We start from the raw sequence: 25,791 nt of genomic DNA on the forward strand, positions 1-25,791 counted from the left end.
CAGTGCGGTAGAGCAGACCCAGGCACGTTCCCTGAAGCAGGCTAACGCGCACGAAGGCGCCACTGGAACATGCCGCACCCGCGCGGGCCTCATCACCAGATACGACACTACGCTCCGGCGACCGCGGTGCCGAGGTACTGGCGCTGCAGGCCAGCCTGATCCAGTTGGGCATCAATGCGCGGATCAAGACGCCGCTCCCGATCAATGGCCTCTACGATCGATCTTCTCAACGTCATTGGTCGCCAATGAAACCACCACGACGTGTCAGCATCCCGGTCGAATCGATGCGCTAAAATCCATAGCGGCCGCTACCCGCGCGACATCTGCACAAGCAAACGCATATGAGCGATTCCCCCAAATCCCGTTACGCCGCCTTTGCGCGTCGTGTTGTCGAGGCGCACGCAGCGCAGTTGCTACGCGATCTACAGATCATCAATGAGCGCACGGTGCGCGAGCTTGGCCCGCTGCCGCATGGCGGGCTGCCCGTGCAGCCCAAGCGCAAGCCCAAGCCGGCACCGTGGGTGCAGCCGGTGCAGGAACTGGCTGCACGTGATGCCGATGCGCCTTTGGCGCCGCAATTACCTCACACAGAGACAGGTGGTTCCGAGATGGTTAAGTTAGGCGATTCAGTTAACGAACAACCATTGCCTCCAGTACCAGTCCCGCAGAAATTGCGGGAAATACTCAATGAATATCCTGAATATATTCAAAGACTTCAGTGTGCATTGGATCGCTACGCTAGAAATCCAGATTCTCTTATGCCATTTGATGCGGCGATCTGGATACTTGAGGCGCATTTGGATTCGTTTTTATCCGAAGCCCGTGAGGAACTCGAGCGGGCGCAGGCTAGCGGTGATGCTAACGCCGTAAAAATGGCTGAAGAAAAAGAACGTTCGACCCGCCATGCAAGATCGAGAAATCGCGGAATGTCGGATCTAGATCAGCTGTGGAATTACATCGAAACGCACAAGGAGTCTTTGACATGAACGAAAAGGAATCCCGTCTCGATGATGCCGAACATCGCAGATTATTTGAGCAGAAGATTCTTGATGATGCTGCACTGGAGACAAAATCATCCTTCGAACACCCCAAGGCGATCATCCTCGCTGGGCAACCCGGCTCCGGAAAAGGAAGTCTTGCAAGAGCTGCAGACGTCGAGTTGGGCAGAGATGTCGTCCTGATCGATCCTGATGAATTGCGTAACGCTCATCCCGAAGTCTCCGTCCTGCGTAACGCTCACCCCTACACCTGGTCCGGCTACACCCACCCCGATGCCAGCCAGTGGGCCGACGAACTGCTGCAAGCCACCATCGAAGGCAGGAAGAACCTGATCTTCGACACCACGCTCAGCAATGGCCAGTGGAGCGCGGAACTGATCAAGGATCTGCAATCGCGTGGCTACGATATCGAGGTGCGTACCATGGCGGCGCACAAGCTGGAAAGCGAGCTTGGGGTAGATAACAGATTTTCTCGTCAGTTAGACGAGGTCGGCCACGGCCGCTACGTCCCCGAAGGTGCGCGCGAGGCCATCTACACCAAGCTACCGATTAGCCTTGACACCGTGCACGCGCAGACCACGGCACCCATCCGTATCTTCAACCGCCAGGGTACTGAGGTTTACGATAGCCGCACTGATGCACGTCCACCCGGGCAGGCACTGGAAGAGGCGCGCAACGCGTGGTTCAAAGATCCTACCGTGACACAGGAGCTCCGCGAGAGGTGGCAACAACAGGTCGATTGGCACCGCGATCTGCCGGCGCATGTGCAGGATCTCCCCAACGCCACCCCCGCCGTTCAGGAGCAAGTGCTCGCTGAGCACGCCGAGCTGCACGTCAGTGATGGCGTGAACAGCCGGCTGGAAGGCATCGCCACCATCGACGAACTTGTGCGGCCAGGTGCGCCGCCTGCACGCGTGCCCGTGCCGGAGCCTGAAATCCCAGGCTTGCGTCGCGCCGGGATGACGGCAGGGCTTGCGGGTTTGGGCGTCGCCGCGACCGCCTACGATGCATCACAAGCCGGGGAGCGTGTTGGCACGCTGTTGGCACAAGACAACCTCACCGCTGCGCGCTCGGAGGCGCTGCACTTTGCTGCCCGAGGCGCGGGCGGCTGGGCGGGAGGCGCCGCCACCGCTGCCGTTGTTGGCACAACCGGCGCCGGTCCCGTCGCGCTGGTGGTGGCCGATGGTTATCTGTTCAGTGCCGCTGCCGACAAGGCCGCCACGCTCTGGGACAACCGCCAGATCTATGCACAGACCGACAAGCAGGGCGTGCGCTGGGAGTTCAACGGCAGCCAGTGGCTGCGCCAAGCAAAAGCCGACCTGCCAAACGATGGCGTGGATACGCCACAGAAGCAGGGCATGTTCGCACTGCCAGAAAAAGCGCGCGAGCTGAACTATCACGCAAGCAGCGAAGCGATCGAGCAGGCGCTGGGCAAGGTGCAACCCAGCAATCCCTATGTGCAGCCATCCAGTGAGGCAGATGCTGCGCATCTCTACGCACGGGACTGGCGGCATGATCCGGCAAGTGGCCAATGGTCACGGATGATCGCCGACCAAGTCGATCGGAACGATCGGCCCATCTGGACGGTGGATGCAGCAAGCCCCGAGCGCACTGCGGCATTGGACCAGCAAGCAGCACAGGTGGTGGACGCCAACATTGCCCGTGGCCCAGCTGCGATTGCAGCGACCTATGAAGCTGCCTATCAGCGCAATGGCTGGGAGGACGTCGGCCCCGTGCAAGCGGCCTTGAACCCGGACGCGTTGCAGGCCTCGGACGGCAGGCAGTATCAGCGCGATGCGCAAGGTCAGTGGCGGCACGATGGCGTTGCTGCCGAAGGCAATGTTCCGCTGGAACTCAATGCGACACGCGAGCGCCTGCAACCGGCCTTGACGCAGCATGCGCAGGCGATGGCACAGATGCCCGCGCGGCAAACGCCAACGCTGCAACAGCAGGATCAGGCCAATACCGAAGCGACCTACGCGGCCTATGGCGTTGCGCCCAATGCGCAGACCGCAGGCGCGATCCAGCGTGCGGTGCAACGCACACGTGAGGAAAACGGGATCGATGCGGCCACCAGTGCTTTGGCATTGGAGCGTGATGCGAGCGGCCACTATTCGGTGGACAGCCCCATCCAGCATCTGAGCCGCACTGCCGATGGTGTGGTCCGCGTTGCGGCAATCACCAGCACCGACGACATCCGTCAGGCACGTGGCCAGTTGCAGGCGCACCATCAGGAACACCCCCCATTGCGCGTAACGCCAACCGAGCCGACAGCGTCTGCGCAGACGCAAGCCACCGCCCTGCAACCCGGCGACCGCGGCACCGAGGTACTGGCGCTGCAGGCCAGCCTGATCCAGTTGGGCATCAATGCGCGGGTCAAGACGCCGGTGGAGATCACCGGCATCTACGACCAGCCCACCCAACGCGGGGTGCAGGCGTTTCAGCTGATGCACGGCATGAACGAGGTCAACGGCATTGCAGACCGCAGCACCCTGGCGGCGGTGCAGCAGCAGGCAGGCAGTGCCATCGCCCAGCGCGCGGTGGCGTCGCAACAGGCCGGCACCACGCTGCAGGATGTACCGAAAGGCATGATGGCCGCGCCTGCTGCGCCCACAGCCGCCTCCCCTGACCGCAGCCAACCCGACCTGCACACGCAGCAACAGCACCAAGCGCTGGACCAGCAACGTCAATGGCAGCTCCAGCAGGAGCAAACGCTGCAGCAAGAGCGCGGGCGGCTGAAAGAGCAGAAGAAAGCCGAAGAGCAACGCGACCAGGCACCGGTGGCAAGCGCCATCGACAACCCTGAGCGCGGCCAGCCTTCATCCACACTGCGCCCCATGAGCGATCCCGCGCACCCCGGCCATGCCCTGTATGCAGAGGTGAAAGATCGCCTGGAGGCCAAGGGCACGCCGCTGCCGGAAGATCGCCTGCACCAGGTCACCAGCGAGATGTACATCATCGGCTTCAAGCCCGACTGGCGCGGGCGCGTGGATGTGGTCAACGACACTTTCTATGCGCAACACGCCGCCGATCCCACCAGGCGCATGAGCCAATCCCTCGCCGAGCCCACCCCGTCGATCCAGGAATCGATGCAACAGGTAAAGACCACAGCACGGCAGCAAGAAGCGGCAGCACAAGCCAAACGGGACCAGCCGACGCCGTCAGGGCCGGTGCTTGGATAGGCGGGTGATGTTGACTCCAACAAGTGCATTGCTGCCGAGCATGGATGCTGGTTGCGCGATCGATGTGGCACAGCAAGCGCGCGGTACGCGCCTCATCGGCATACAGATGCGACCGAGCATGCGCGTTGAACGATGGGTATGGAGCAATCGGCTAGTCGCGGATTGCAATGCTGGCAAGAAAAGAGGCTGCAGCAATGGCTGACAGCACATCTTGGATGCGACCGGAATTATCGGAACTGGGTCCTGAATTTTCCGCTCTGGAATGAATCGATTGGCACAGCCTCCAAAAAGGGCCGGTGCTGGTCTATCTATTGGCTCATGCACGAAGCGAAACGTTCAACATCGATGTGGCAGACAGCATGGATGCGATCGGCGCGATCACCAAGCGTTTTGCGCGGGAACAGGATCGGGTTGTGCCGCAGGACAGCTTGAGACGGTGCTGGTGGTGTGGTCACAAGCGTGTGCCGACATGGCAACGGCACAGGCGCAGGCCAAGCAAATCCGCAGCTGGCCACACGCCTGGCAGCGACGACTCGTCGCAATGCTGAATCCTGGTTGGATCGAGCTCTATGCGGACGCCTGCGGATTTCCGATCTATATTTTGCCGGTGCTCGGCGAACACCGCGCCTCTCTGCACTACATGCACGTCTCCATGCCTACGTATCCGTTTTGAACGCCGCATCGATACGCGCCCATCTCTGGAGTTTTTCAGCGGCCCAAGTCGCATGGCCACTTGAAGCTGCGCCCTGCGGATGGGTTACTAGCATGCTTCCGACCAACCGACATCACCGATAGAAGTCGCTACGTCCGCTCGGCTGGCGCTTGAAGCGCCGGTGGATCCACAGATATTGGTCCGGCGCCTCGCGCACCATGTCTTCGATCGCGGCGTTGACCTGCGTGGTATCGGCGATCACATCATCGGATGGAATGCCGGCCAGTGGCGGTGCGATCTTGAGGATGTAGCGGCCACCTTCGCGGCGATGGAAGTACGGCACCACCGCGCAGCCGGTCAGCCGCGCCAGCTGATGGGTGGCGGTGATGGTGGAGGCCGGGTGCCCGAAAAACGGCACGAACACGGTGTCCTTGCCGCGCATGTCCTGATCCGGCGCGTACCACAGAAAGCCGCCGCGCTTGAGATGCTTGATGGTGGCGCGCAGGTCTTCGTTGGCGAACATGTGCGTGGCGTAGCGCAGCCGTCCACGCTTGACGGCCCACTCGAACACCGGGTTGCGATGCTTGCGGTACATGCCCGCCAGCGGCACGTGGTCGCACAACAGCCGGCCGCACATTTCCAGCGTCATGAAGTGGCCGGACACCAGCAATACGCCGCGCTTTTGCTCCTGCAGCTGCTGCAGATGTTCCAGACCTTCGATCTGCACGTCCGGGCGAATGGCATCGATGCTGCCCCACCATGCGCGCGCGAATTCGAACAGGCCCACGCCCAGCGCGTCGAAACTGTCGCGCAACAGCCGTGCTCTCCACGCATCGTCCTGCTCGGGGAAGCACAGTTTGAGGTTGACCTCGGCGGCGCGCCGACGCGTGCCCGCCAGGCGCATCGCAATCCAGCCCACTCCGCGGCCCACCGCACGCTGCAGCGTCCAGGGCAGGCGCCCGGCCACCACCATCACCGCAAGGCCCAGATACATCGGCCAATGCTTGGGGTTGCGCAGGGAAGGGCGGACGGCGACGTTGGCGGACTCGGACATGCGCCAATTCTAAGGGATTGCGCCCATCGGGCAGCGTACACATGCGCACGCGCGAACGCTCCCGTATCCTGCACCGATGCGGAAAGACCCGATCGAATGGCTGTTGCGCGGGCTGTACTCGGCGCTGCTCTACCTGTTGTTGCCGGTGACGGTGTACCACTTGGTGTGGCGCGGTTTCCGTGTGCGCGAATACTTCAATCGCTGGAACGAGCGCTACGCGTCCTACACGCATGCGTGCGGGCGCCCGCGCGTGTGGGTGCATGCGGTGTCGGTGGGCGAGGTCAACGCGGCCGCGCCACTGGTCAACGCCCTGCGTGCGCAGCGCCCGGATATCCGCTGGGTCATCACCACCATCACCCCGACCGGCTCGGAGCGGGTACGCGCGGTGTGGGGCGATGCGGTGGACCATGTGTATCTGCCGTACGACGTGCCGGGCAGCGTGGGGCGGTTTCTCGAACACTTCCGCCCGCGCCTGGCCTTGATTCTGGAAACCGAGCTGTGGCCGAACATGTTGTTCGGCTGTCGCAATCGCCAGATTCCGGTCTACATCCTCAATGCGCGGTTGTCGGCGCGTTCGCTGCGTGGCTATCGGCTGCTGGCGCCGTTGATCAGTCGTGCGCTGCAAACTGTCACCTGCGTGGCGGCGCAGTCGCGGGACGATGCCGAGCGGTTCATCGCGCTGGGCGCGCGCCCGGATCAGGTGGTCGCGCTGGGCAATCTCAAATTCGATATCGCCGCGCCAGCGCAGTTGCAGGCGCTGGTCGCACAGTTTCGGACGCACGTGCCGGCCACGCGTCCGGTGTGGATCGCCGCCAGTACGCACGAAGGCGAAGAGGCCGCCGTTGCCGATACCCACGCACGGTTACTGTTGCAATTCCCTGATTTGCTGCTGTTGTGGGCACCGCGTCATCCCGAGCGCTTTTCCAAGGTCGAGGCATTGGCACGCGAGCGCGGTTGGCGGGTTGCCACGCGCAAGGCGCAGCAATGGCCGCAGGCAAGCGACAAGGTGTTTGTCATCGATACCCTGGGCGAGTTGATGAGCTTTTATGCGTGCGCGCAGGTGGCCTTCGTCGGCGGCAGCCTGCAGCCGATCGGAGGACATAATCTGCTCGAGCCGGCCGCTGTCGGAACACCCGCGGTCACCGGCCCGCATCTGCATAATTTCTCGGAGATTTCGCGGCGCATGCGCGAAGCCGATGCCGTCGCCATCTGCGAGGATGCCGATGGCGTGTATCAGGCGTTGGCAAGCCTGCTCGCCGACCCTGCCCAACGCGAGGCAATGGCCACGGCAGGCCTGGCACTGGTCGCCAATGGCAAGGGTGCGGTGGCCCGCACGTTGGTACAGATCGCATCGGATCTGCCGCCACTGGCGAGCGATGGCATTGCCACGTAAGGCTTGTTGCTTGTTGCTTGCTGCGTGCATGGACACACCGCGATCTCGCTAACGGACTTGCAGTGGTCGCCACCAAAGACGCGCATGCGACTGCATTGCACACAAAAAAAGCGGGCCTAGGCCCGCTTTTTTTGTGTGCATCCAGCTGGTCTTACTGCAACGAACCGCTGCCCTGCAGCTTGGACTCGGCATCCTGCGATAGCAGGCGATTGACGTCCTGCAGATCGGTGATGTCGAGCTTGCCGATGGCCTGGCCGAGCAGCAGACGGTTCTGCAGGAAGTTGTAACGCGACTGCGCGTAGTTCAGCTGCGCCTGGAACAGCGTGCGCTGGTTCTGCACCACGTCCAGCACGGTGCGCGTGCCGACTTCCAGACCCACCTGCGAGGCGTCGTAGGCGGCCTGCGCGGAGACCACGGCCAAGCGGCGTGCTTCCACTTCGCTGATGCCGGCAACGACGGTCTGGTAGGCATTGCGCGTGTTGCGGTCCAGCGCGCGCTTCTGCTGCTCGTAGGTGTCCTGCTGGATATCGCGCTGCGACAGTGCCTGACGCACGGCCGACTGGGTCGCACCCCCGGCGAAGATCGGGATCGACAGTGTGATGCCGATCGAGTCGGTATCGATATTGCGATTGTTGGTTGTGAAGTTACCGGCAGCTGTATCGACATCGCTGCCGCCGCCCCAGCTGTTGGTGCGCCCCACGCTGCCGGAAAGATTGAGCGTCGGAAGATGGCCGGCACGCGCAGCACTGATCTGCGCCTCGGCCGCACTCACCTGCAACTGTTGCGCCTTCAGCGACGGATTATCGGCAATGGCGGCGGCGACTAACTGATCCACATTGCTGTAAGCGGCCGGTACTTCCGGGCGGAATTCTTCCGGCAGTGCGCGCAAGCCAACCACGGGCTGGCCGGTCAGCTCGGTCAGTGCCTGGTAGTAATCCTTGAGCGTGTTGCGGGCGTTGATGGTGTCGGCACGCGCCTGGTCGTACTGAGCGCGGGCTTCGTGCACGTCGGTGATCGGTGCCAGGCCTACTTCCAGACGCTTGTCGGCATAATCGAACTGTTTCTTGGCAGCCGCTTCGTTGGTCTCGGCTGCCGCCAGCGACTCGATACCCACCAGCACCTGGAAATATGCCGCCGAGGTGCGGGTGATCAGGTCGTTGTTAGCCGATGCCAGGGTGAAATCCGCAGCCTTTGCCACTTCGCGCTGCGCACGCAGATTGGAGAACTGGGCCCAGTTGAAGATGGTCTGGCTACCCTGGATCCCGTACTGACGCTGCTTGGTGGTGGAGCGACCGGGCAGACCCTCGAGTTCACGATGCGATTGGGTGAAACCGGCGCTACCGTCCAGCTGCGGCAACAACGCCGCACGCGCCTGTACCTGACCTTCCCGATTCACCAGCCGGGTGGACTCGGCCACGGCCAGCTGCGGATCGCCGTTGCGGGCCATTTCGTAGACCTGCAGCAGGTCAGTGGCGTGCGCAGCCATCGGAGACAGGGCGGCGGCCAGGGCCAGGACGAGGGATCGGCGGATCATCGGGGAAGCTTCCTTGGGAATCAGAATTGGAATCGGGGCGTCGGTGCGGCGCCCTGGAGATAGGCGAGGTCGGTTTCGAACAACGACTCGATGCGCGGGGCGTTGACGTCGCCACGCACCAGGACCGCTTCCATCACCGGTTCGTGACCGCGCACGACGAACAGCCGGCCGTTCGGGCGCAACCACTGCAGCCACTGGGTCGGCAGCGTGTCGACCGCGCCAGTCACGCAGACGGCATCGAAGCGACGCTCGCTCTGCCAGCCGAACACGTCGGCGGTTTCGAGACGGACATTGCTGCCCAGGCCGGTGCGATCCAGATTGGCGCGCGCGGCGGCGGCCAGCGCCGGGTCGATCTCCAGGCTGACGACTTCGCGCGCGAGCGCGGCCAGGCAGGCGGTGGCGAACCCGCTACCGGTGCCCACTTCCAGCACCTCTTCGCCCGGCTGCAGATCCAGCGCCTGCAGCATGCGGCCTTCGACGACCGGCTTCATCATCTTGTGACCGGCCGACAGTGGAATTTCCACGTCGACATAGGCCAGCGTCTTGTAAGCGTCCGGCACGAAGGCTTCGCGCGGCAGGCGCGCCAGCACGTCGAGCACGCGCAGGTCCAGCACGTCCCACGGCCGGATCTGCTGCTCGACCATCTTTTCGCGGGCCTGGGTGAAATCGATCGTCATGGTGCGGGTATCCAACGCGGTGGGGCATATATTTTACCGGTGCGAGAGGCACCTGGCGCATCTAGCATCGCTGCGCACTGCGATCGGGCGCAGTGCCGGAAGTCATCGCCACCACAGGCCGGGGGCGCTCAGCGCGGCGCATATGCCCTCAAGAAGAAGTCCACGCTGGTGTCGATGTGCGCATTCACCTGTGCCCGGGTCGGTTGCCCGTGCAGGCCGCACATCATCAACGCGTAGAGCTCGCCCTTGAGCAGGCAGAAGAATTGCGATGCGGCGCGCGCGACGTCCGCAATGTCCAGCTGGCCGTCAGCTACCCGCGCGGACAGGAAATCCGCCAGCGCCTGCTGGGTACGCTTGGGGCCTGCATCCCAGAACATCTCGCGGATATGCGCGTCGCCGGTACCGGGCGCCATCATCATGCGGTGGGTGGAGATGGCCGACTCGGTACTGACCATGGCGAAGAACGCATGGGCGATCTCGGTGAGCTGGTCGCGCAAGGCGCCCTTGGGGGCGTGGTCGAACAAGTCGTCCGGCATCATGCGCTGACATTGTGCGCGGATCGCCTCGGAAAACAGGCTCTCCTTGTCGCCGAAGTGGCTATACACGGTCAATTTGGAGACGCCGGCCTGCGCGGCGATCCCATCCATGCTGACCCCTGCATAGCCCTGCTCCATGAACATGGTGCGGGCGGCATCCAGGATGGCGGCACGCTTCCCAAGGTCCTTGGGACGGCCAGGGCCGTTGCTCTTGGCCTTGGAATGGAGGGGGGGCGAGCTGGACATGCCGCCAATACTAGACCATCGGGTTCTATATTTATACTCGACGCCCACTGGCGACGTTAACGATTCCGTCTGTCCTGTCGTCGGGCGTGCTGGTGGTGCACAGCGGCCCGAACCACCCCGACGAGCAGATCGCCATTTCTGGCGTCGCCAACCCTGCGCTGCTGGAAGACGCCGAAGGTCTGATCTGGGTTGGCGGCACGCACGGGCTGTTCCGGGTTGCCGAGGGCGCCGCACACGGCGTCACCCACGCCGAAAGCCTGAGTTCGGACTATGTGCGCTGCGTGCTCCAGACCGGCGACGGCCCAATCCGGGTGGGCAACGCCGCCGGCCGGGATCGCTGCCGCATGTCGCTGTCGCCCAGCGAAGCAGGGCAGGTGCTCGATCCATCGGTATTGGCGCTGGCCGATGCCATGAATCGCCGGCGTCAGCGCCAGCTCAAGACCGTCATCGACCGGCGTACGCGCGAGCTGAGGGACAAATCTGACGCTGCAGCAGGCCAGCCAGGAACGCGAAGCCTTGATGCGCCAGCTGGACTACCGCGCCGGCCACGACGTGCTGCCGGCCCTGCCGAACCGACGCGAAGCCGAGCGTGTGCTGCAGCACTGGTTCGATGACGCATATGCGGGTGGCGCTGCACTGGCGTCGGCGTTGCTGGATATCGACCACTTCAAGCGTCTCAACGACGAATACGGCCACGCAGTCGGCGATGCGGTGCGGCCGAGATCGAATGACTGGCGTCATCCTGCGCCACCACGTGCAACACGCTGCACATAGAGCGCCCACGGCTTACTGCTGCGCTCGATCCGCCTGCGCGTGCAACAACGCGACAAACGCCTTTGCCGCACGCGACAAGGTGCGCCCGCCATGCGTGACGTAACCCAGTTCGCGCGATAACGCCACATCGGCCAGTGGCAGCGCCACGATCTGATGGTCGATCATGCGCTCCGGCAACACGCTCCACGCCAGGCCCACCGACACCAGCATCTTGATCGTTTCCAGGTAATTGGTGGTCATGCGCAGGCTGGGCACCAGTCCGCGATCTGCGAACAGATTGGCGACGATGCGATGGGTGAAGGTGCCCGGATCCGGCAACACCGCCGGGTGCGCCACCACATCGTCCAGCGACACCGCGCGCAGCCCTGCCAACGGGTGATCTGGCGCAACCACGAACTGCAGACGGTCGTGCCAGATCGGCTGCGCGCGCAGCGGGGGGCGCGTGTCGGGCGCCAGGGTGGTCACCGCCAATTCCACCTCGCCGCGCAGCACCGCCGCGTACGCCAGTTCCGAATCCAGAAATTGGATGTCCAGCGCCGCCTGCGGATGTTGCGTCGCGAAACCGCGCAACAAGGCTGGCAGGCGATGCAGGCCCACATGATGGCTGGTGGCCAGACTCAAACGACCGCCAACCGCTGCACCCAGATGCTCCAGCACGCGGCGGGTGTCCTGCAGCTCGGCCAGAATGCGTTGTGCGCGCGGTAGCAGTGCATGGCCGGCTTCGGTCAGCACCACTTGCCGGCCAAGGCGGTCGAACAACCGTGCCGACAGTTGCGCTTCCAGCAGGGCGATGCGTTTGCTCACTGCCGGCTGGGTCAGGTGCAAGGCCTCGCCGGCCGCCGAGAAGCTACCGCTTTCGGCGATCGCCACAAACGCATTGAGACTCGCCAGGTCCATTGCTATTCCTAAAATTCATTTCTTGAATAAACAATATGAATTTGCGTTATCCAAGGCAAGCTTCTAGCATCGATCTCAGCCAGGTGGGCGCACCCACCATCCGCCACTCGGATTGCCGCGATGACTGCCAAGACCCTGTACGACAAGCTGTGGGACCTGCATGAAGTCACACGCCGTGACGATGGTTCGTCGCTGATCTATATCGACCGCCACATCCTGCACGAAGTGACTTCGCCGCAGGCCTTCGAAGGTCTGCGCCTGGCCGGGCGCAAGCCGTGGCGCATCGACGCCAATATCGCCACCCCCGATCACAACGTGCCGACCACGCGTGCCGAGCGTCAGGGTGGACTGGAATCGATCTCCGATGAAGTCTCCCGCCTGCAGGTGCAGACGCTGGACGAGAATTGCGACGACTTCGGCATCCTCGAGTTCAAGATGAACGATGCGCGCCAGGGCATCGTGCATGTGGTCGGCCCAGAGCAGGGCGCCACCTTGCCGGGCATGACCGTGGTCTGCGGCGATTCGCACACCTCCACGCATGGCGCATTCGGCGCGTTGGCGCATGGCATCGGCACCTCCGAGGTCGAGCATGTGCTGGCCACGCAGTGCCTGATCACCAAGAAGATGAAGAACATGCAGGTGCGCGTAGAAGGCACGCTGCCGTTCGGGGTGACCGCCAAGGACATCGTGCTGGCAGTGATCGGCAAGATCGGCACTGCCGGCGGCAATGGGCATGCGCTGGAATTTGCCGGCAGCGCCATCCGCGCGCTGTCGATGGAAGGCCGCATGACCATCTGCAACATGTCCATCGAAGCCGGTGCGCGCGTGGGTATGGTGGCGGTGGACGAGAAGACGATTGCCTACGTCAAAGGTCGCCCGTTCGCACCCAAGGGTGCCGACTGGGATGCGGCAGTGGCGCTGTGGAACACGCTGGTGTCCGATCCGGACGCGCACTTCGATACCGTGGTGGAGCTGCGCGCCGAAGACATCAAGCCGCAGGTCAGCTGGGGCACCTCGCCGGAGATGGTGCTGGCGATCGATCAGCAGGTGCCGGACCCGGCCGCCGAGCAGGACCCGACCAAGCGCGATTCGATCGAGCGCGCGCTGAAATACATGGGTTTGAAGGCCAACCAGCCGATCACCGAGATCCGCCTGGATCGCGTGTTCATCGGCTCGTGCACCAATTCGCGCATCGAAGACCTGCGTGCCGCCGCAGCGGTGGCCAAGGGGCGCAAGGTCGCTTCCACCATCAAACAGGCGCTGGTGGTGCCGGGTTCTGGCCTGGTCAAGGCGCAGGCCGAAGCCGAAGGCCTGGACAAGGTGTTTCTGGACGCCGGTTTCGAATGGCGCGAGCCCGGCTGTTCGATGTGCCTGGCCATGAACCCGGACAAGCTCGGCAGCGGCGAGCATTGCGCGTCCACCTCCAACCGCAATTTCGAGGGCCGCCAGGGCGCCGGCGGACGCACCCATCTGGTCAGCCCGGCGATGGCTGCCGCGGCGGCGGTGAGCGGGCATTTTGTCGATGTGCGTGACCTCCAGGGAATCGAGAATCGGGAATAGGGAATCGCAAAGTCCTGCTTCCCGCTCTGTCCATTCCCGACTCCCCATTCCCCATTCCCGGCCTCTCTCAATGACTCCTTTTACCCAACACACCGGACTGGTGGCGCCGCTGGATCGCGCCAATGTCGATACCGACCAGATCATTCCCAAGCAATTCCTCAAGTCGATCAAGCGCACCGGCTTCGGGCCGAACCTGTTCGACGAATGGCGCTACCTGGATATCGGCGAGCCGGGGCGCGACAACAGCACCCGCCCGCTCAATCCAGAGTTCGTGCTCAATTTCCCGCGTTACCAGGGCGCCAGCGTGCTGCTGGCACGCGAGAACTTTGGCTGCGGCTCCTCGCGTGAACATGCGCCGTGGGCGCTGGAGGAGTACGGGTTCCGCGCCGTGATCGCGCCGAGTTTTGCCGACATCTTCTACAACAACAGCTTCAAGAACGGCCTGCTGCCGATCGTGCTGGCAGAAGCGGAAGTGGATGCGCTGTTCGAGCAGTGCCTGGCCACCGACGGCTATCAGCTCACCGTGGATCTGGACGCGCAGCGCGTGCGCCGGCCCGATGGCGTGGAGTATGCCTTCGAGGTCGACGCGTTCCGTAAACACTGCCTGCTCAACGGCCTGGACGACATCGGCCTGACCTTGCAGGACGCCGACGCGATCGGCCGGTTCGAACATACCCATCGCGCACGCCAACCCTGGCTGTTCAACGCGATGCAGTAAACGCCTGCGACAAGCACGACTGCCATCGACACCCTGGCGCTGCAGCGTCAACCCACGAGGATTGCATGAGCAAGCAGATTCTGATTCTTCCCGGTGACGGCATCGGCCCGGAAATCATGGCCGAAGCAGTCAAGGTGCTGACGCGGATCGACGCGCAGCACGGTCTCGGCTACAGCCTGTCATACGACGAACTGGGTGGTGCGGCCTACGACAAGTACGGCAGCCCGCTAGCCGATGAAACGTTGGAGCGCGCGCGCGCGGCCGATGCAGTGCTGCTGGGCGCAGTCGGTGGACCGCAGTGGGACACCATCGACCCGGCACTGCGCCCGGAGCGCGGCCTGCTCAAGATCCGCTCGCAGCTGGGCCTGTTCGCCAACCTGCGCCCGGCCTTGCTGTATCCGCAATTGGCCGAGGCATCCACGCTCAAGCCGGAGGTGGTGTCGGGGTTGGATCTGCTGATCCTGCGCGAGCTCACTGGCGGCATCTACTTCGGCCAGCCGCGTGGCAACCGCACGCTGGACAACGGCGAGCGCCAGGCTTACGACACCTTGCCGTACAGCGAGAGCGAGATCCGCCGCATCGCCAAGGCGGGCTTCGAAATGGCACGCTTGCGCAGCAAGAAGTTATGTTCGGTCGACAAGGCCAACGTGCTGGCATCGAGCCAGTTGTGGCGCGCGGTGGTGGAAGAGGTGGCCAAGGACTACCCGGACATCGCGCTATCGCATATGTACGTCGACAACGCCGCGATGCAGTTGGTGCGCGCGCCCAAGCAGTTCGACGTGATCGTGACCGACAATATGTTCGGTGACATTTTGTCCGACCAAGCGTCCATGCTCACGGGCTCGATCGGCATGCTGCCCTCCGCTTCGCTGGATGCCAACAGCAAGGGCATGTACGAGCCATGTCATGGTTCAGCGCCGGACATCGCTGGCAAGGGCATCGCCAATCCCCTGGCGACGATCCTGTCGGTGGCGATGATGCTACGCTACACCTTCGCGCAGGCCGATGCAGCGGATGCCATCGAGCGCGCAGTCGGCAAGGTGCTCGACAAGGGTCTGCGGACTGCCGACATCTGGTCCGAAGGCACCACCAAGGTCGGCACCGTGGCGATGGGCGATGCGGTGGTGGCTGCGCTGTAGGTCCCACGTTGTGGTTGTGATTGTCGCGTGCCGGAGGCGTGCTCGCACGCTTCCGGGTGTCGGCTCGTATGCGGTATGCATGCCGCATGCGTGTCCCCTACATAGATGTACTTGTGCGTGTCCCACACCAGTACGCGTGGAAGCGCCCGCGGTAGACTGAAGTCATCTTGAAGATGCCACGCATTCAAGCGCCTGCAGCGCGGGAGCATTCGGGCAAAGCGCGCAGATGCCCACTGCATGGTCGGCCAGTGGCACGGCGTCTGCCTTGACACGCGCGCGTAAGCGCTGGCGGTGAACCGACGCACTCGTAAAGGGATCAACCACCAAAATCAAAACGGCCAGCAGATCACCCTGCTGGCCGTCAGGCATCCATCAATTTAACGAGTGACCAGTGCTTATGCCACTGCAGCCGTCCTGCCGGCAATCACGCCACGCTCGCGATGGCGCAGCAACCGGTTCGCAACATCCAGCCATGCAAGCGCGCTGGCTTCGATGATGTCCCTGCTGGTGCCGGTGCCTTCGTATTCCACGCCGTCGTGGCGCACGCTCAGGCTGGCTTCGCCGCGTGCGTCTGCGCCGATGCCTACGCTGTGCACCTGATAGCTGTCCAGTTCCAGCTTTACACCGGTGGCCGAGGCCAACGCGCCGAAGAGCGCGTCCACCGGCCCGTTGCCCTGCGCGGTTTCAGCCACACGGTTGCCTTCCGGATCGGACAACTCCACCAACGCGTTCGCGCGGCTGCCCACATCGCTGATGGTCATCGATGCCAGGCGATAGCCTTCCTGCACGGTGGCGTCTTGCATCAACGCCTGCAGATCCGCGTCGGTCACAACGCGCTGCTTCTCGCACAGCGCCTTGAACTGTTCGAAGACCAGCTTGATCTCTTCTTCTTCCAGTAGATAACCCAACGCGCGCAGGCGCTGCTCGACCGCGGCGCGGCCGCTGTGGCGGCCCAGCACCATCTGCGAAGACTCCCAACCCACGTCTTCCGGGCGCATGATTTCGTAGGTGCCGCGATGGCGCAACATGCCGTGCTGATGGATGCCGGACTCGTGCGCGAACGCGTTGCCGCCAACGACTGCCTTGTTACGCTGCACCGGCATGCCGACCAGACGTTGCAACAATTGCGAGGTGGACACGATACGCGGCGTATTGATCCCCGAATCGATGTTGTAGAAGGCACCGCGCACTTTCAGCGCCATGGTGATTTCTTCCAGCGCGCAATTGCCGGCGCGCTCGCCGATGCCGTTGATGGTGCATTCCACTTGGCGCGCACCGCCTTCGATGGCGGCCAGCGTGTTGGCCACCGCCAGGCCCAGATCGTTGTGGCAGTGCGCACTGAAGATCACCTTGTCGGCCCCTTCCACGCTAGCGATCAGGCGCGAGAACATGCCGCGGATCTCTTCCGGCGTGGTGAAGCCCACCGTGTCGGGCAGATTGATCGTGGTGGCGCCGGCGGCGATCGCCACGCGGGTGACCTCGGCCAGGAAATCCTCTTCGGTCCGGGTTGCATCTTCGGCGGAAAATTCCACATCGTCGATGTAGCCGCGCGCCAGCGAGACATGCCTGTGCACCGATTCCAGCACCTGCTCGCGGGTCATGCGCAGCTTGTGCTCGCGGTGAAGCGGGCTGGTGGACAAAAACACATGCAAGCGCGGGTTCGCCGCCGCTTCCAGTGCACGTGCGGAGGTTTCGATATCGGCCTGCAGGCACCGCGACAGCACCGCCAGGGTGGGACGGCGCAGTTCGCGGCCCATCATCGCCACCGCTTCGCGGTCGGAATGCGAGCTGGCGGGAAACCCGGTTTCGATGATGTCCACGCCGAGCTCATCCAGCGCGCGCGCCATCACCAGTTTCTGCTGGGGCGTCATGCTGCAGCCGGGGGATTGCTCGCCGTCGCGCAGGGTGGTGTCGAAAATTCGGATGTACGGGGTCTGGTTGGATACGGTCGTGTTCACCATGAAGACTCCTCTACGGCGATGGCGGTGACAGGCGTTGAAGCGACTGCGGATGGGCGGGAAAGAATGGGTGTATCGGATGGTGGCTTGCCGCTGCGTTCGTTGCGAAGTCGCTCGGTATTGCGACGGCGCGGCTTGCGTGGCGGGCGCGGCCGCACCTCGGACAAGAGTGTGGCCAGAACGGTTGCGTCGATATTACCGCCAGAGACCACTGCACATTTGCGTTTACCGGACACGCGGCGACCGGCGGCCAGGGCCAGCGCGCCGGCGCCTTCGGCGATGACGTGTTCTTCCAGTGCCAGGCGCACCAATGTCTCGCGTAATTCGGCCTCGCGCACGATGACCACATCGTCGAGCAGGCTCGAGCACAGGCGGCGGGTCAGGAAGCCGGGAATCTTGACTTTCACGCCGTCGGCCAGGGTGGGGACCGGGGCGATTTCACGCAGATCGCCGCGCACGGCGCGGGCCATCGAATCCACCCCTTCCACCTGCGCGCCGACGATGCGCACGCCTTGCGATTTCAGTGCCAGCGCCACCCCAGAGGCCAGCCCGCCGCCGCCGATCGGCACAATCACCACGTCCGGCGCATGCGCAGCCAGTTCGATGCCGACAGTGCCCTGCCCGGCGATCACATCCGGGTCGTCGAAGGCGGACAGAAAACGGTAGCCGTTCTGGTCGGCCAACTCGCGCGCGAATGCAAACGCCTCGTCGTAACTGTGGCCGTGCTGGCGGACGGTGGCGCCCCAATGTGCAACACCGGCGATCTTGGTCTGCGGTGCGCCGTAGGGCATCACCGTGATGGCCTGCACGCCCAGCCGGTACGCCGACCACGCCACACCTTGCGCATGGTTGCCGGCAGATGCGCAGATCACCGGTCGCTCGTCGCCGCGTTCCAGTCCCGCCAGTAATGCGTTCAATGCACCGCGCACCTTGTAGGAGCCGGTGCGCTGCAGGTTTTCCAACTTCAACCACACACCGAAGCGTTCGGCGTAATGCAGCGGCGTGGGGGACAGGTACTTGCGCAGACGTGCCTGTGCGGCCAGCACGTCGGCCACGCTGACGGCCACGTCGCTTACCTCTGGCTCCTTTGCGGAAGGGTGGCCGGAATCAGGCATTGCGGCACACGCGTGGCCGATCTGGAGGAAGATACCTCCGAACGGCGCTCTGATGGTCGCGCGAGGTGCGCATGCTCATGCCGCCGCCTCGACCGATGCCAGTGCAGTGATCGCCACCGATTCGCAGTCGTAGACCTTTTCCAGCTGCAGGCGCAGCGTTTCCGGCGGGCGGTTGCTGTCTACATCCAGCTGCAGATGCCAGCGCCCGGCATCGTCCGGTGCTGCCGCGCCCTGGATCGCGCACGGGCGGAAGCCGCGGCGCTCGGTCATGCCGATCACCCGCACCAGCGCACCTTCGGCCGGCTTCAGCACCAGATCAAGCCGGTAACGCATGCGTCGTCTCCTTGACCGCGTGTGCGGGATTGCTGTCCAGCATGGTGCTGTTGGCGTTGTTGGGCGGCACCAGCGGCCACACATTGGCGCGCGCATCGATCGCGACATGCAGCAGGCCGGGGCCGGGCTGGGCCAGCAGCTCGGCCAGTGCTGTGTCCACGTCGCCGCGCGCGATGATGCGTTTGGCCGGGATCCCGAACACCTGCGCCAACGCTGCGAAATCCGGGTTGTCGGACAGATCGATTTCGCTGTAGCGCTCGGCAAAGAACAACTCCTGCCACTGCCGGACCATGCCCAGCGAGCTGTTGTCCAGCAGCACGATCTTCACCGGCAGCTTGCAGCGCGCGATCGTCACCAGCTCCTGCACATTCATCATGAAGCTGCCATCGCCGGAGACCAGCACCACGGTGCGATCAGGGCAGGCGAACTGCGCGCCCATCGCGGCCGGCAGGCCGAAACCCATGGTGCCGAGCGCGCCGCTGGTGAGGTGATTGCGCGGATCGTTGAAGCGGCAGTGCTGGGCCACCCACATCTGATGCTGGCCCACATCGCAGGCGATGATGGTGTCGGCCGGGGCCACTTCGCTCAGGCGCTTCAACAGCGCCGGTGCGTAGATATCGGTACCGGGCGCGTCGTAACGCGCGCCGAATTTTTCACGGTTTGCAAAGCAGCGTGTGCGCCAGCCCTGGCAGTTGGCCCGCGCTGCGCTCAGTGCCTTGAGGCTGGTGGCCACATCGCCGGGCACCGCGATATCGGCGGTGCGCAGCTTGGAGATTTCATAGGCATCGGCGTCCAGATGGATGACGCGCGCGAATGGTGCGAACTCGCTCAGTTTGCCGGTGGCACGGTCGTCGAAACGCGCACCGACGACCACCAGCAGGTCGCATTCCTGAATGGCCATGTTGGCGGCACGTGTGCCGTGCATGCCCAGCATGCCCAGGTAATCCGGATGCGCATGCGGCAACGCACCCAGGCCGCGCAAGGTCAGCGCGGTCGGGATGCCGGTGGCTTCGACGAAGCGCCGAAAGGCCTCCACCGCATCGGCCAACGCGATCCCGCCACCGCCGTACACCACCGGGCGTTCGGCACTGGCGATCGCCGCCAGTGCGTCGGCCAGCTTCGCATCGGCCGGTGCCCGCGGGGGCATGACAGCCGCCGGCACGTGGTCTGGCAGATGCGCCGCGTTGGCGATCTGCACGTCCTTGGGCAGGTCGATCAGCACCGGCCCGGGACGTCCTTCGCGCGCAATCCGAAACGCCTCGCGCACCATCTCCGGAAGATCCTCCACACGCCGCACCAGGAAGCTGTGCTTGACGATCGGCATGGTCATGCCGAATACGTCCAGTTCCTGGAATGCGTCGGTGCCAAGCAACGGTGTGGCGACCTGGCCGGTCAGGCACACCATCGGCACCGAGTCGAGCATCGCGTCGGCGATGCCGGTGACCAGGTTGGATGCGCCCGGGCCGGAGGTGGCCACACACACGCCGACCCGGCCGCTGGCACGGGCGTAGCCGTTGGCGGCCAGGGCGGCGCCCTGTTCGTGACGAACAAGGATGTGCTTGAGCCTGGAATCCACCAGGGCGTCGTAGAACGGCATGATGGTGCCGCCCGGATAGCCGAACAGCGTTTCCACGCCCTCGGCTTCCAGGGCCTGCGTCAGCCAGCGCGCGCCGTTGCGGGGCGTGCTGTGTGCGGAGGTGTTCATGCGTTGCGGACCTTCGGTTTAAGCGGTGGGGGAGACGGCGGCCTTATGCCGCCTGTTGATTCGCAGGCGTGGCGGCGGCTTGCTGTTCGCCGTTGAGCCACACCATCTTGGCGCGCAGCTTCTTGCCCACTTCCTCGATCGGGTGCTCCAGATCGGCCTGCTTGAACTTGGTGTAGTTCGGCAGGCCGGCGTCGTATTCGGCCACCCAGTTTTTGGTGAAGGTACCGTTCTGGATGTCGGTCAGCACGTCCTTCATGCGCGCCTTGGTGCTGGCGTCGATCACGCGCGGGCCGCTCACATAGTCGCCGTATTGCGCGGTTTCGGAAACGAATTCCAGCATGCGGGTGATGCCGCCTTCGTAGAACAGGTCCACGATCAGCTTCAATTCGTGCAGCACTTCGTAGTATGCGATCTCAGGCTGATAGCCCGCTTCCACCAATACTTCGAAACCGGCCTGTACCAGCGAAGAAGCGCCGCCGCACAGCACCGCCTGCTCGCCGAATAGATCGGTCTCGGTCTCTTCCTTGAAGGTGGTTTTGATGATGTTGGCGCGCGCGCCGCCCAGGCCGCCGGCATAGGTCAGCGCGAACTGCTCGGCCTTGCCGCTGGTGTCCTGGTACACCGCGTAGATGCACGGCACGCCGCGGCCGATTTCGTACTCGCGACGTACCAGTGCGCCCGGGCCCTTGGGCGCGACCAGCACCACGTCCAGATCGGCGCGCGGCTTGATCATGTCGAAATGCACGTTCAAGCCGTGCGCGAACAGCAGGCAGGCGCCCTGCTTCATGTTCGGGGCGATGACGTCTTCATAGAGCTTCTTCTGCACCATGTCCGGGGTCAGGATGGCGACTAGGTCAGCCGTCTTCACTGCGTCGGACGGCGCCACGACGGTGAAGCCATCTGCTTGCGCCTTGGATTCGGTCGGGCCGCCGGGCCGCAGGCCGACAGTGACGTCGAAGCCGGAATCGCGCAGGTTCAGCGCATGTGCGCGGCCCTGGCTGCCGTAGCCGATGATCGCGATTTTCGGTTGGGTGTCGTTGCTCATGGAATGTCCTTAGCGGGGTTGGCAGTGAAGATGGGAGGTGAATAAACGGCTCAGCCGGCAGTGCGGACACTGGCAGACTGAGCAAAGCGGAGAAGAGCGATGGCACTGCGCAGTCAACCAGCGGCACCCACGCGTGGCTGGGCCTTGCTGGGGTGTTTGGCGGACGTGGCAGTGATGTCGTTCATGTCATTCGAAACTTTTGGTGATCCCTGAAACGCGAAACCCCGCGCCGTTGCCGGTGCGGGGTCTGATCGAAGCCTGCTGTGTTTGTTGCCTACACAAAGCCTCGTCCCGCACCGGTTGGCGAGGTAATAAGTACGAGCACGAGAAGCGACGTTGCCGGCGCGCCGACCGGCGCGGACATCAGGACGTTCGAGGTGGTGTGTTGGTGCGGCATGGATTGGAGATAACCATCGCGGCAACCAGGGTGTCAACCCTTGCGCATGAAATCGCCGCGTCGATGTCCAGACGCGCGTGCGAAGCCGCGTGGCAGCAGCATGGTTACCGCTGAAACCGGATTGGTTCGGCCCAATCATGGCGGGCGTCGGTCACCATCTGCGCGGCATCAGGGCAGGCTTCCATGCGTCGGCCGAACGGCATGGCTCGGCCCGCTGGTATGGTTGGCACTTCATTCTTCGTGTCATGGAGACCACCTCTCATGCGTTGCGTACCTGTGTTGTTGGTGTCTGCTCTGGCGCTGCTTGCGCCGCCCCTCGGCGCCGCCGACCGCGTCACCGGGCAGCCGTTTGCCACCCGCTCGGAAGTCATCGCGCCGCATGCCATGGCCGCCACCTCGCAGCCGCTGGCCACGCAGATCGCGTTGGATGTGATGAAGGACGGCGGCTCGGCGGTGGACGCGGCGATCGCCGCCAATGCGGCGCTGGGCTTGATGGAGCCAACCGGCAACGGCGTGGGTGGAGACCTGTTCGCCATCGTCTGGGATCCCAAGACCCACAAGCTCTACGGCTACAACGGCTCGGGCCGTTCGCCCAAATCGCTGACCCTGGCCGAGTTCCAGCGCCGCGGGCTGAAGGACATTCCGCCGACCGGCCCGCTGCCGGTGTCGGTGCCGGGCGCGGTGGACGGCTGGTTTGCCCTGCACGAGCGCTTCGGCCGCAAGCCGATGGCGCAGAACCTGGCGCCGGCCATCCGCTACGCCCGCGAAGGCCATCCGGTGGCCGAAACCATTGCCTATTATTGGGACCGCTCGGTGCCGCGGCTGTCGCAGTACCCCGGCTTCAAGGAACAGTTCACCATCGACGGGCACGCCCCGCGCAAGGGCGAGCTGTGGAAGAACCCGAACCTGGCCAACACGCTGCAGCAGATCGCCGACGGCGGCCGCGATGCGTTCTACAAGGGGCAGATCGCACGCACCATTGGCGCCTATTTCAAGGCCAACGGCGGCTACCTGAGCTATGGAGACATGGCCAGCCACCAGGGCGAATGGGTGGAGCCGGTCAGCACCAATTACCGCGGCGTTGATGTGTGGGAGTTGCCGCCCAACAGCCAGGGCATCGCGGCGCTGCAGATGCTCAACATCCTGGAAGGCTACGATTTCTCCAAGATTCCGTTTGGCTCGCCCGAGCACGTGCACCTGTTCACCGAGGCCAAGAAGCTGGCGTTTGCCGACCGTGCGCGTTTCTATGCCGACCCGGCTTTCCAGCCCGCGCCGTTGACCAAACTGGTGTCCAAGGAGTATGCGGCCCAGCGCCGGTCGCTGATCTCGATGGACAAGGCCTTGAAGGAAGTGCAGCCCGGCACGCCCAAGCAACTGGAAGAGGGCGACACCATCTACATGACCGTGGCCGACGCCGACGGCATGATGGTCTCGCTGATCCAGTCCAATTACCGCGGCATGGGGAGCGGCATGGCGCCGCCGGGGCTGGGCTTCATCCTGCAGGACCGCGGCGAGATGTTCGTGCTGAAGAAGGACCACCCCAACGGCTATGCGCCGGGCAAGCGGCCGTTCCAGACCATCATCCCCGCATTCGTCACCAAGGAAGGCAAGCCGTGGCTGAGCTTCGGCGTGATGGGCGGGGCGATGCAACCGCAGGGCCACGTGCAGATCGTGATGAACCTGGTGGATTTCCACATGAACCTGCAGGAAGCCGGCGACGCGCCGCGCATCCAGCACGAGGGCTCCACCGAGCCCACCGGCCAGGCCACCGCGATGAGCGATGGCGGCGAGCTCAATCTGGAAACCGGCTTTTCCTACGACACCATCCGCGCGCTGATGCGCAAAGGCCACCGGGTGATCTTTGCCGACGGCCCGTATGGTGGTTACCAGGCCATTGCGCGCGACCCGGTCAACGGGGTGTATTACGGTGCGTCGGAAAGCCGCAAGGACGGGCAGGCTGCCGGTTATTGAGCCAGCCGCCACGGATGAGTCCGCCTCAACTCTGCCTGCCGCGCGCCGCTAACCAAAGTGATGGATTAGGAATCCCCATGAGCTCGATGCAATCGCCTGACATGCCGTCGCAAGCGCGCGCGACCCTGCTGCCCGACGCACCGGTCGCCTTGCTGCAGTTATCGGCCGAGGCGTGTGTGGTGGCGTGCAACCGCGCCGGCCTGGATGTGCTGGGCAAGACGGCGGCCGAACTGCAGGGGGCGCCGGCCTCGGTGGTGTGGGGATTGAGTGCCACCGACCTGGTTGGCGACGAAGGGGTATGGGCGGCACCGGGCGACGACCCGGCCCGGCGCGTGCGTTACATGCGCGACCGCGAGCACGGCGGCTGGATGCTGTCGCTGCCGCATGTGGAGACCGCAATCTTGTTGCGTGAAGCCACGCGTCTGGCCGACGGTAGCCGCCCGGTGCCGATCTCGCCGCTGCTGCAACCGCTGGTCGCGCGCCTGCAGGCCGAGCACGAAGACCGTACGGTGCTGGAGCGCACCGCGCAGGCGCTGGCCGGCTGCGAGCTGGATCTGCTGCTCCCGCCGGGCCTGGCGGATTCCGACATGGGCCGCCGGTTGCAGGCCGGCTTCGGCAATCTGGCCGAAGCGATCCGCCAGGCGGTCGCGCTGTCGGTGCAGATCGCCGCCGAAGTGCCGCCGTTGGTGGCCGAAAACGACGAGATGGTGCGCCAGTCGCAAGCGCAGACCGCGGCACTGGACGGTGCACGCACTGCAGTAGTGCGGCTGTCGTCGAGCCTGCAGGACGTCAACACCGAGCTGGCGCAAGTGATCGCGCTGGCCGCCAGCGCCGATGACAGCGCGCGGCAAGGCGTCGCTGCGGCGCATGCGCTGGGTCAAGCCATGCACGAGGTGGAACGCCGCGCGGCACGCGCGGGCGAAGTCATCGATTCGGTGGCGTTCCAGACCAATATCCTGTCGATCAACGCCAGCATCGAAGCCGCGCACGCCGGCGATGCCGGGCGAGGCTTTGCGGTGGTCGCCACCGAGATCCGCCGCCTGGCCGAACGTGCCGCTGCGGCGGCGCGCGATGTGCGCGCGATCCTGGCCGAAACCAGCGCCGCGGTGGGCGAGGGCGCGGCTTCCGCGCGCGGTACCGAGGCGGTGCTCGATGGCATCACCCGTGTGCTCGGGCAGGCCAGTGGCGCAATGACCACGGTGGCCGGGCGCATCCAGGCCCAGGACGGCGAAATTCGCGGCATTGAGCGTGCGGTGGATGGCGTAGTGGCGCTGGGGCGCAGCAATCTGCAGCACGCCGCGCACGTGGCCGAACGCAGCGAAGCGCTGGAACGCGGGACCGAAACCCTGCGCGATTGCGTGGGCCTGTTCCGCCTGCCGCCCGATCCGCTGCAGGTGCCCAGACATGCGCGCGTCAAGGAACTCGCCGTCGCCACGGCGGGCAAGATCGGCACTGCACTGGCGCAAGCCATTGCGCGCGGGCAGATCGAGGAAGCGGCGCTATTCGCGCGGACCTACATGCCGATCGTGGGCGTGGAGCCACCCAAGTTCAGCACCGACTTCGATGCGCTCTGCGACCAGCTACTGCCCGCATTGCAAGAGCCGCTGCTGGACGCGCACCCGTGGATCGTCTTCGCGATCTGCGCCAATCCCGATGGCTACGTGCCCACCCACAATCTGCGTTTCACCCAGCCGCTGACCGGCGATGCCAAACGCGATCTGGTCGGCAACCGCACCAAGCACAAATTCACCGACCGCGTCGGCCGCAGCGTCGGCGCGCACACCGACCCGTACCGCCTGCAGGTCTACCGCCGCGATACCGGCCAGATCATGTTCGATCTGTCTGCACCGATCTTCGTCGGCCGCAAGCATTGGGGCGGTCTGCGGGTGGGCTATACGCTGGAGTGA

General features: G+C 64.4%; 20 protein-coding genes and 1 pseudogene. 10 read left to right on the top strand and 11 right to left on the bottom strand.

What is annotated here, in order from left to right:
* Positions 1 to 341 precede the first annotated feature (341 nt).
* The 3 genes from XBLMG947_RS21030 (at position 342) to XBLMG947_RS03025 (ending at position 4,853) form a co-directional block, all read left to right on the top strand.
* A complete protein-coding gene (locus tag XBLMG947_RS21030) occupies positions 342 to 986 on the top strand; it encodes a hypothetical protein (RefSeq protein WP_083992813.1) in 645 nt (214 codons plus the stop codon).
* The gene (locus XBLMG947_RS03020) at positions 983 to 4,180 is read left to right on the top strand and encodes a zeta toxin family protein (protein ID WP_167351996.1); all 3,198 of its coding nucleotides are present in this window, start codon (positions 983 to 985) and stop codon (positions 4,178 to 4,180) included. Before XBLMG947_RS21030 ends, XBLMG947_RS03020 begins: the two co-directional genes overlap by 4 nt.
* 436 nt (positions 4,181 to 4,616) lie before the next feature.
* Complete coding sequence (locus XBLMG947_RS03025) at positions 4,617 to 4,853, top strand: GIY-YIG nuclease family protein (protein ID WP_065466318.1); 237 nt, start codon at positions 4,617 to 4,619, stop codon at positions 4,851 to 4,853.
* A gap of 112 nt (positions 4,854 to 4,965) precedes the next feature.
* On the opposite strand, the gene XBLMG947_RS03030 is transcribed toward XBLMG947_RS03025, so the two are convergent.
* Positions 4,966 to 5,886 (bottom strand): LpxL/LpxP family Kdo(2)-lipid IV(A) lauroyl/palmitoleoyl acyltransferase, encoded by a 921-nt coding sequence (locus XBLMG947_RS03030; protein ID WP_065466319.1) that lies wholly within the window; start codon positions 5,884 to 5,886, stop codon positions 4,966 to 4,968.
* Positions 5,887 to 5,962: 76 nt separating this feature from the next.
* On the opposite strand from XBLMG947_RS03030, the gene waaA reads away from it, so the two are divergent.
* Positions 5,963 to 7,279 carry a lipid IV(A) 3-deoxy-D-manno-octulosonic acid transferase gene (gene waaA, locus XBLMG947_RS03035; RefSeq protein ID WP_065466320.1) on the top strand — a complete coding sequence of 439 codons (1,317 nt, stop codon included), beginning with the start codon at positions 5,963 to 5,965 and terminating at the stop codon, positions 7,277 to 7,279.
* Between the two features lie 151 nt (positions 7,280 to 7,430).
* Here the strand turns inward: waaA and XBLMG947_RS03040 are convergent, their stop codons facing one another.
* From XBLMG947_RS03040 to XBLMG947_RS03050, 3 genes are all read right to left on the bottom strand, one after another.
* Entirely contained in the window at positions 7,431 to 8,813 is a 1,383-nt protein-coding gene (locus XBLMG947_RS03040) for a TolC family outer membrane protein (protein WP_065466321.1), read from the bottom strand.
* 20 nt (positions 8,814 to 8,833) lie between these two features.
* Complete coding sequence (locus XBLMG947_RS03045; protein ID WP_065466322.1) at positions 8,834 to 9,490, bottom strand: protein-L-isoaspartate O-methyltransferase family protein; 657 nt, start codon at positions 9,488 to 9,490, stop codon at positions 8,834 to 8,836.
* Positions 9,491 to 9,618: 128 nt separating this feature from the next.
* Positions 9,619 to 10,272, bottom strand: coding sequence for a TetR/AcrR family transcriptional regulator (locus XBLMG947_RS03050; protein ID WP_065466323.1), 654 nt, complete (start codon positions 10,270 to 10,272; stop codon positions 9,619 to 9,621).
* 74 nt (positions 10,273 to 10,346) lie between these two features.
* Between XBLMG947_RS03050 and XBLMG947_RS03055 the strand changes: the two are divergent.
* A pseudogene (locus tag XBLMG947_RS03055) lies at positions 10,347 to 10,986 on the top strand (GGDEF domain-containing protein); the annotation flags it as partial.
* A 72-nt stretch (positions 10,987 to 11,058) separates the two neighbouring features.
* On the opposite strand, the gene XBLMG947_RS03065 reads toward XBLMG947_RS03055, so the two are convergent.
* Positions 11,059 to 11,943 carry a LysR family transcriptional regulator gene (locus XBLMG947_RS03065; protein ID WP_065466326.1) on the bottom strand — a complete coding sequence of 295 codons (885 nt, stop codon included), beginning with the start codon at positions 11,941 to 11,943 and terminating at the stop codon, positions 11,059 to 11,061.
* Between the two features lie 120 nt (positions 11,944 to 12,063).
* Here XBLMG947_RS03065 and leuC point away from each other — a divergent pair, with 120 nt between their 5' ends.
* The 3 genes from leuC to leuB all read left to right on the top strand — a co-directional run bounded on the left by leuC (position 12,064) and on the right by leuB (position 15,360).
* Complete coding sequence (gene leuC, locus XBLMG947_RS03070) at positions 12,064 to 13,503, top strand: 3-isopropylmalate dehydratase large subunit (protein WP_065466327.1); 1,440 nt, start codon at positions 12,064 to 12,066, stop codon at positions 13,501 to 13,503.
* A gap of 70 nt (positions 13,504 to 13,573) precedes the next feature.
* The gene (gene leuD, locus XBLMG947_RS03075; protein WP_065466328.1) at positions 13,574 to 14,221 is read left to right on the top strand and encodes a 3-isopropylmalate dehydratase small subunit; all 648 of its coding nucleotides are present in this window, start codon (positions 13,574 to 13,576) and stop codon (positions 14,219 to 14,221) included.
* A gap of 65 nt (positions 14,222 to 14,286) precedes the next feature.
* The gene (gene leuB / locus XBLMG947_RS03080; protein WP_065466329.1) at positions 14,287 to 15,360 is read left to right on the top strand and encodes a 3-isopropylmalate dehydrogenase; all 1,074 of its coding nucleotides are present in this window, start codon (positions 14,287 to 14,289) and stop codon (positions 15,358 to 15,360) included.
* A 162-nt stretch (positions 15,361 to 15,522) separates the two neighbouring features.
* Here the strand turns inward: leuB and XBLMG947_RS23100 are convergent, their stop codons facing one another.
* From XBLMG947_RS23100 to ilvC, 6 genes are all read right to left on the bottom strand, one after another.
* Positions 15,523 to 15,729, bottom strand: a complete 207-nt coding sequence (locus tag XBLMG947_RS23100) for a hypothetical protein (RefSeq protein WP_167351997.1) — start codon at positions 15,727 to 15,729, stop codon at positions 15,523 to 15,525.
* Between the two features lie 26 nt (positions 15,730 to 15,755).
* Positions 15,756 to 17,318 carry a 2-isopropylmalate synthase gene (locus tag XBLMG947_RS03085; RefSeq protein ID WP_065466420.1) on the bottom strand — a complete coding sequence of 521 codons (1,563 nt, stop codon included), beginning with the start codon at positions 17,316 to 17,318 and terminating at the stop codon, positions 15,756 to 15,758.
* A complete protein-coding gene (locus XBLMG947_RS03090) occupies positions 17,315 to 18,433 on the bottom strand; it encodes a threonine dehydratase (RefSeq protein ID WP_065466330.1) in 1,119 nt (372 codons plus the stop codon). Before XBLMG947_RS03090 ends, XBLMG947_RS03085 begins: the two co-directional genes overlap by 4 nt.
* Positions 18,434 to 18,508: 75 nt before the next feature.
* On the bottom strand, positions 18,509 to 18,766 hold the full coding sequence (locus tag XBLMG947_RS03095) for an ACT domain-containing protein (protein ID WP_065466331.1): 258 nt from the start codon (positions 18,764 to 18,766) through the stop codon (positions 18,509 to 18,511).
* Complete coding sequence (gene ilvG / locus XBLMG947_RS03100; protein WP_065466332.1) at positions 18,750 to 20,471, bottom strand: acetolactate synthase 2 catalytic subunit; 1,722 nt, start codon at positions 20,469 to 20,471, stop codon at positions 18,750 to 18,752. The genes XBLMG947_RS03095 and ilvG overlap by 17 nt, the downstream gene beginning before the upstream one ends.
* 43 nt (positions 20,472 to 20,514) lie before the next feature.
* Complete coding sequence (ilvC, locus tag XBLMG947_RS03105; RefSeq protein WP_065466333.1) at positions 20,515 to 21,516, bottom strand: ketol-acid reductoisomerase; 1,002 nt, start codon at positions 21,514 to 21,516, stop codon at positions 20,515 to 20,517.
* 658 nt (positions 21,517 to 22,174) lie between these two features.
* Here ilvC and ggt point away from each other — a divergent pair.
* Both ggt and XBLMG947_RS03115 read left to right on the top strand, forming a co-directional pair.
* The gene (gene ggt, locus XBLMG947_RS03110) at positions 22,175 to 23,884 is read left to right on the top strand and encodes a gamma-glutamyltransferase (RefSeq protein WP_065466334.1); all 1,710 of its coding nucleotides are present in this window, start codon (positions 22,175 to 22,177) and stop codon (positions 23,882 to 23,884) included.
* A gap of 77 nt (positions 23,885 to 23,961) precedes the next feature.
* The gene (locus XBLMG947_RS03115; RefSeq protein ID WP_065466335.1) at positions 23,962 to 25,791 is read left to right on the top strand and encodes a methyl-accepting chemotaxis protein; all 1,830 of its coding nucleotides are present in this window, start codon (positions 23,962 to 23,964) and stop codon (positions 25,789 to 25,791) included.

Origin of the sequence: Xanthomonas bromi (assembly GCF_900092025.1) — a bacterium.
Classification (GTDB): Bacteria; Pseudomonadota; Gammaproteobacteria; order Xanthomonadales; family Xanthomonadaceae; genus Xanthomonas; species Xanthomonas bromi.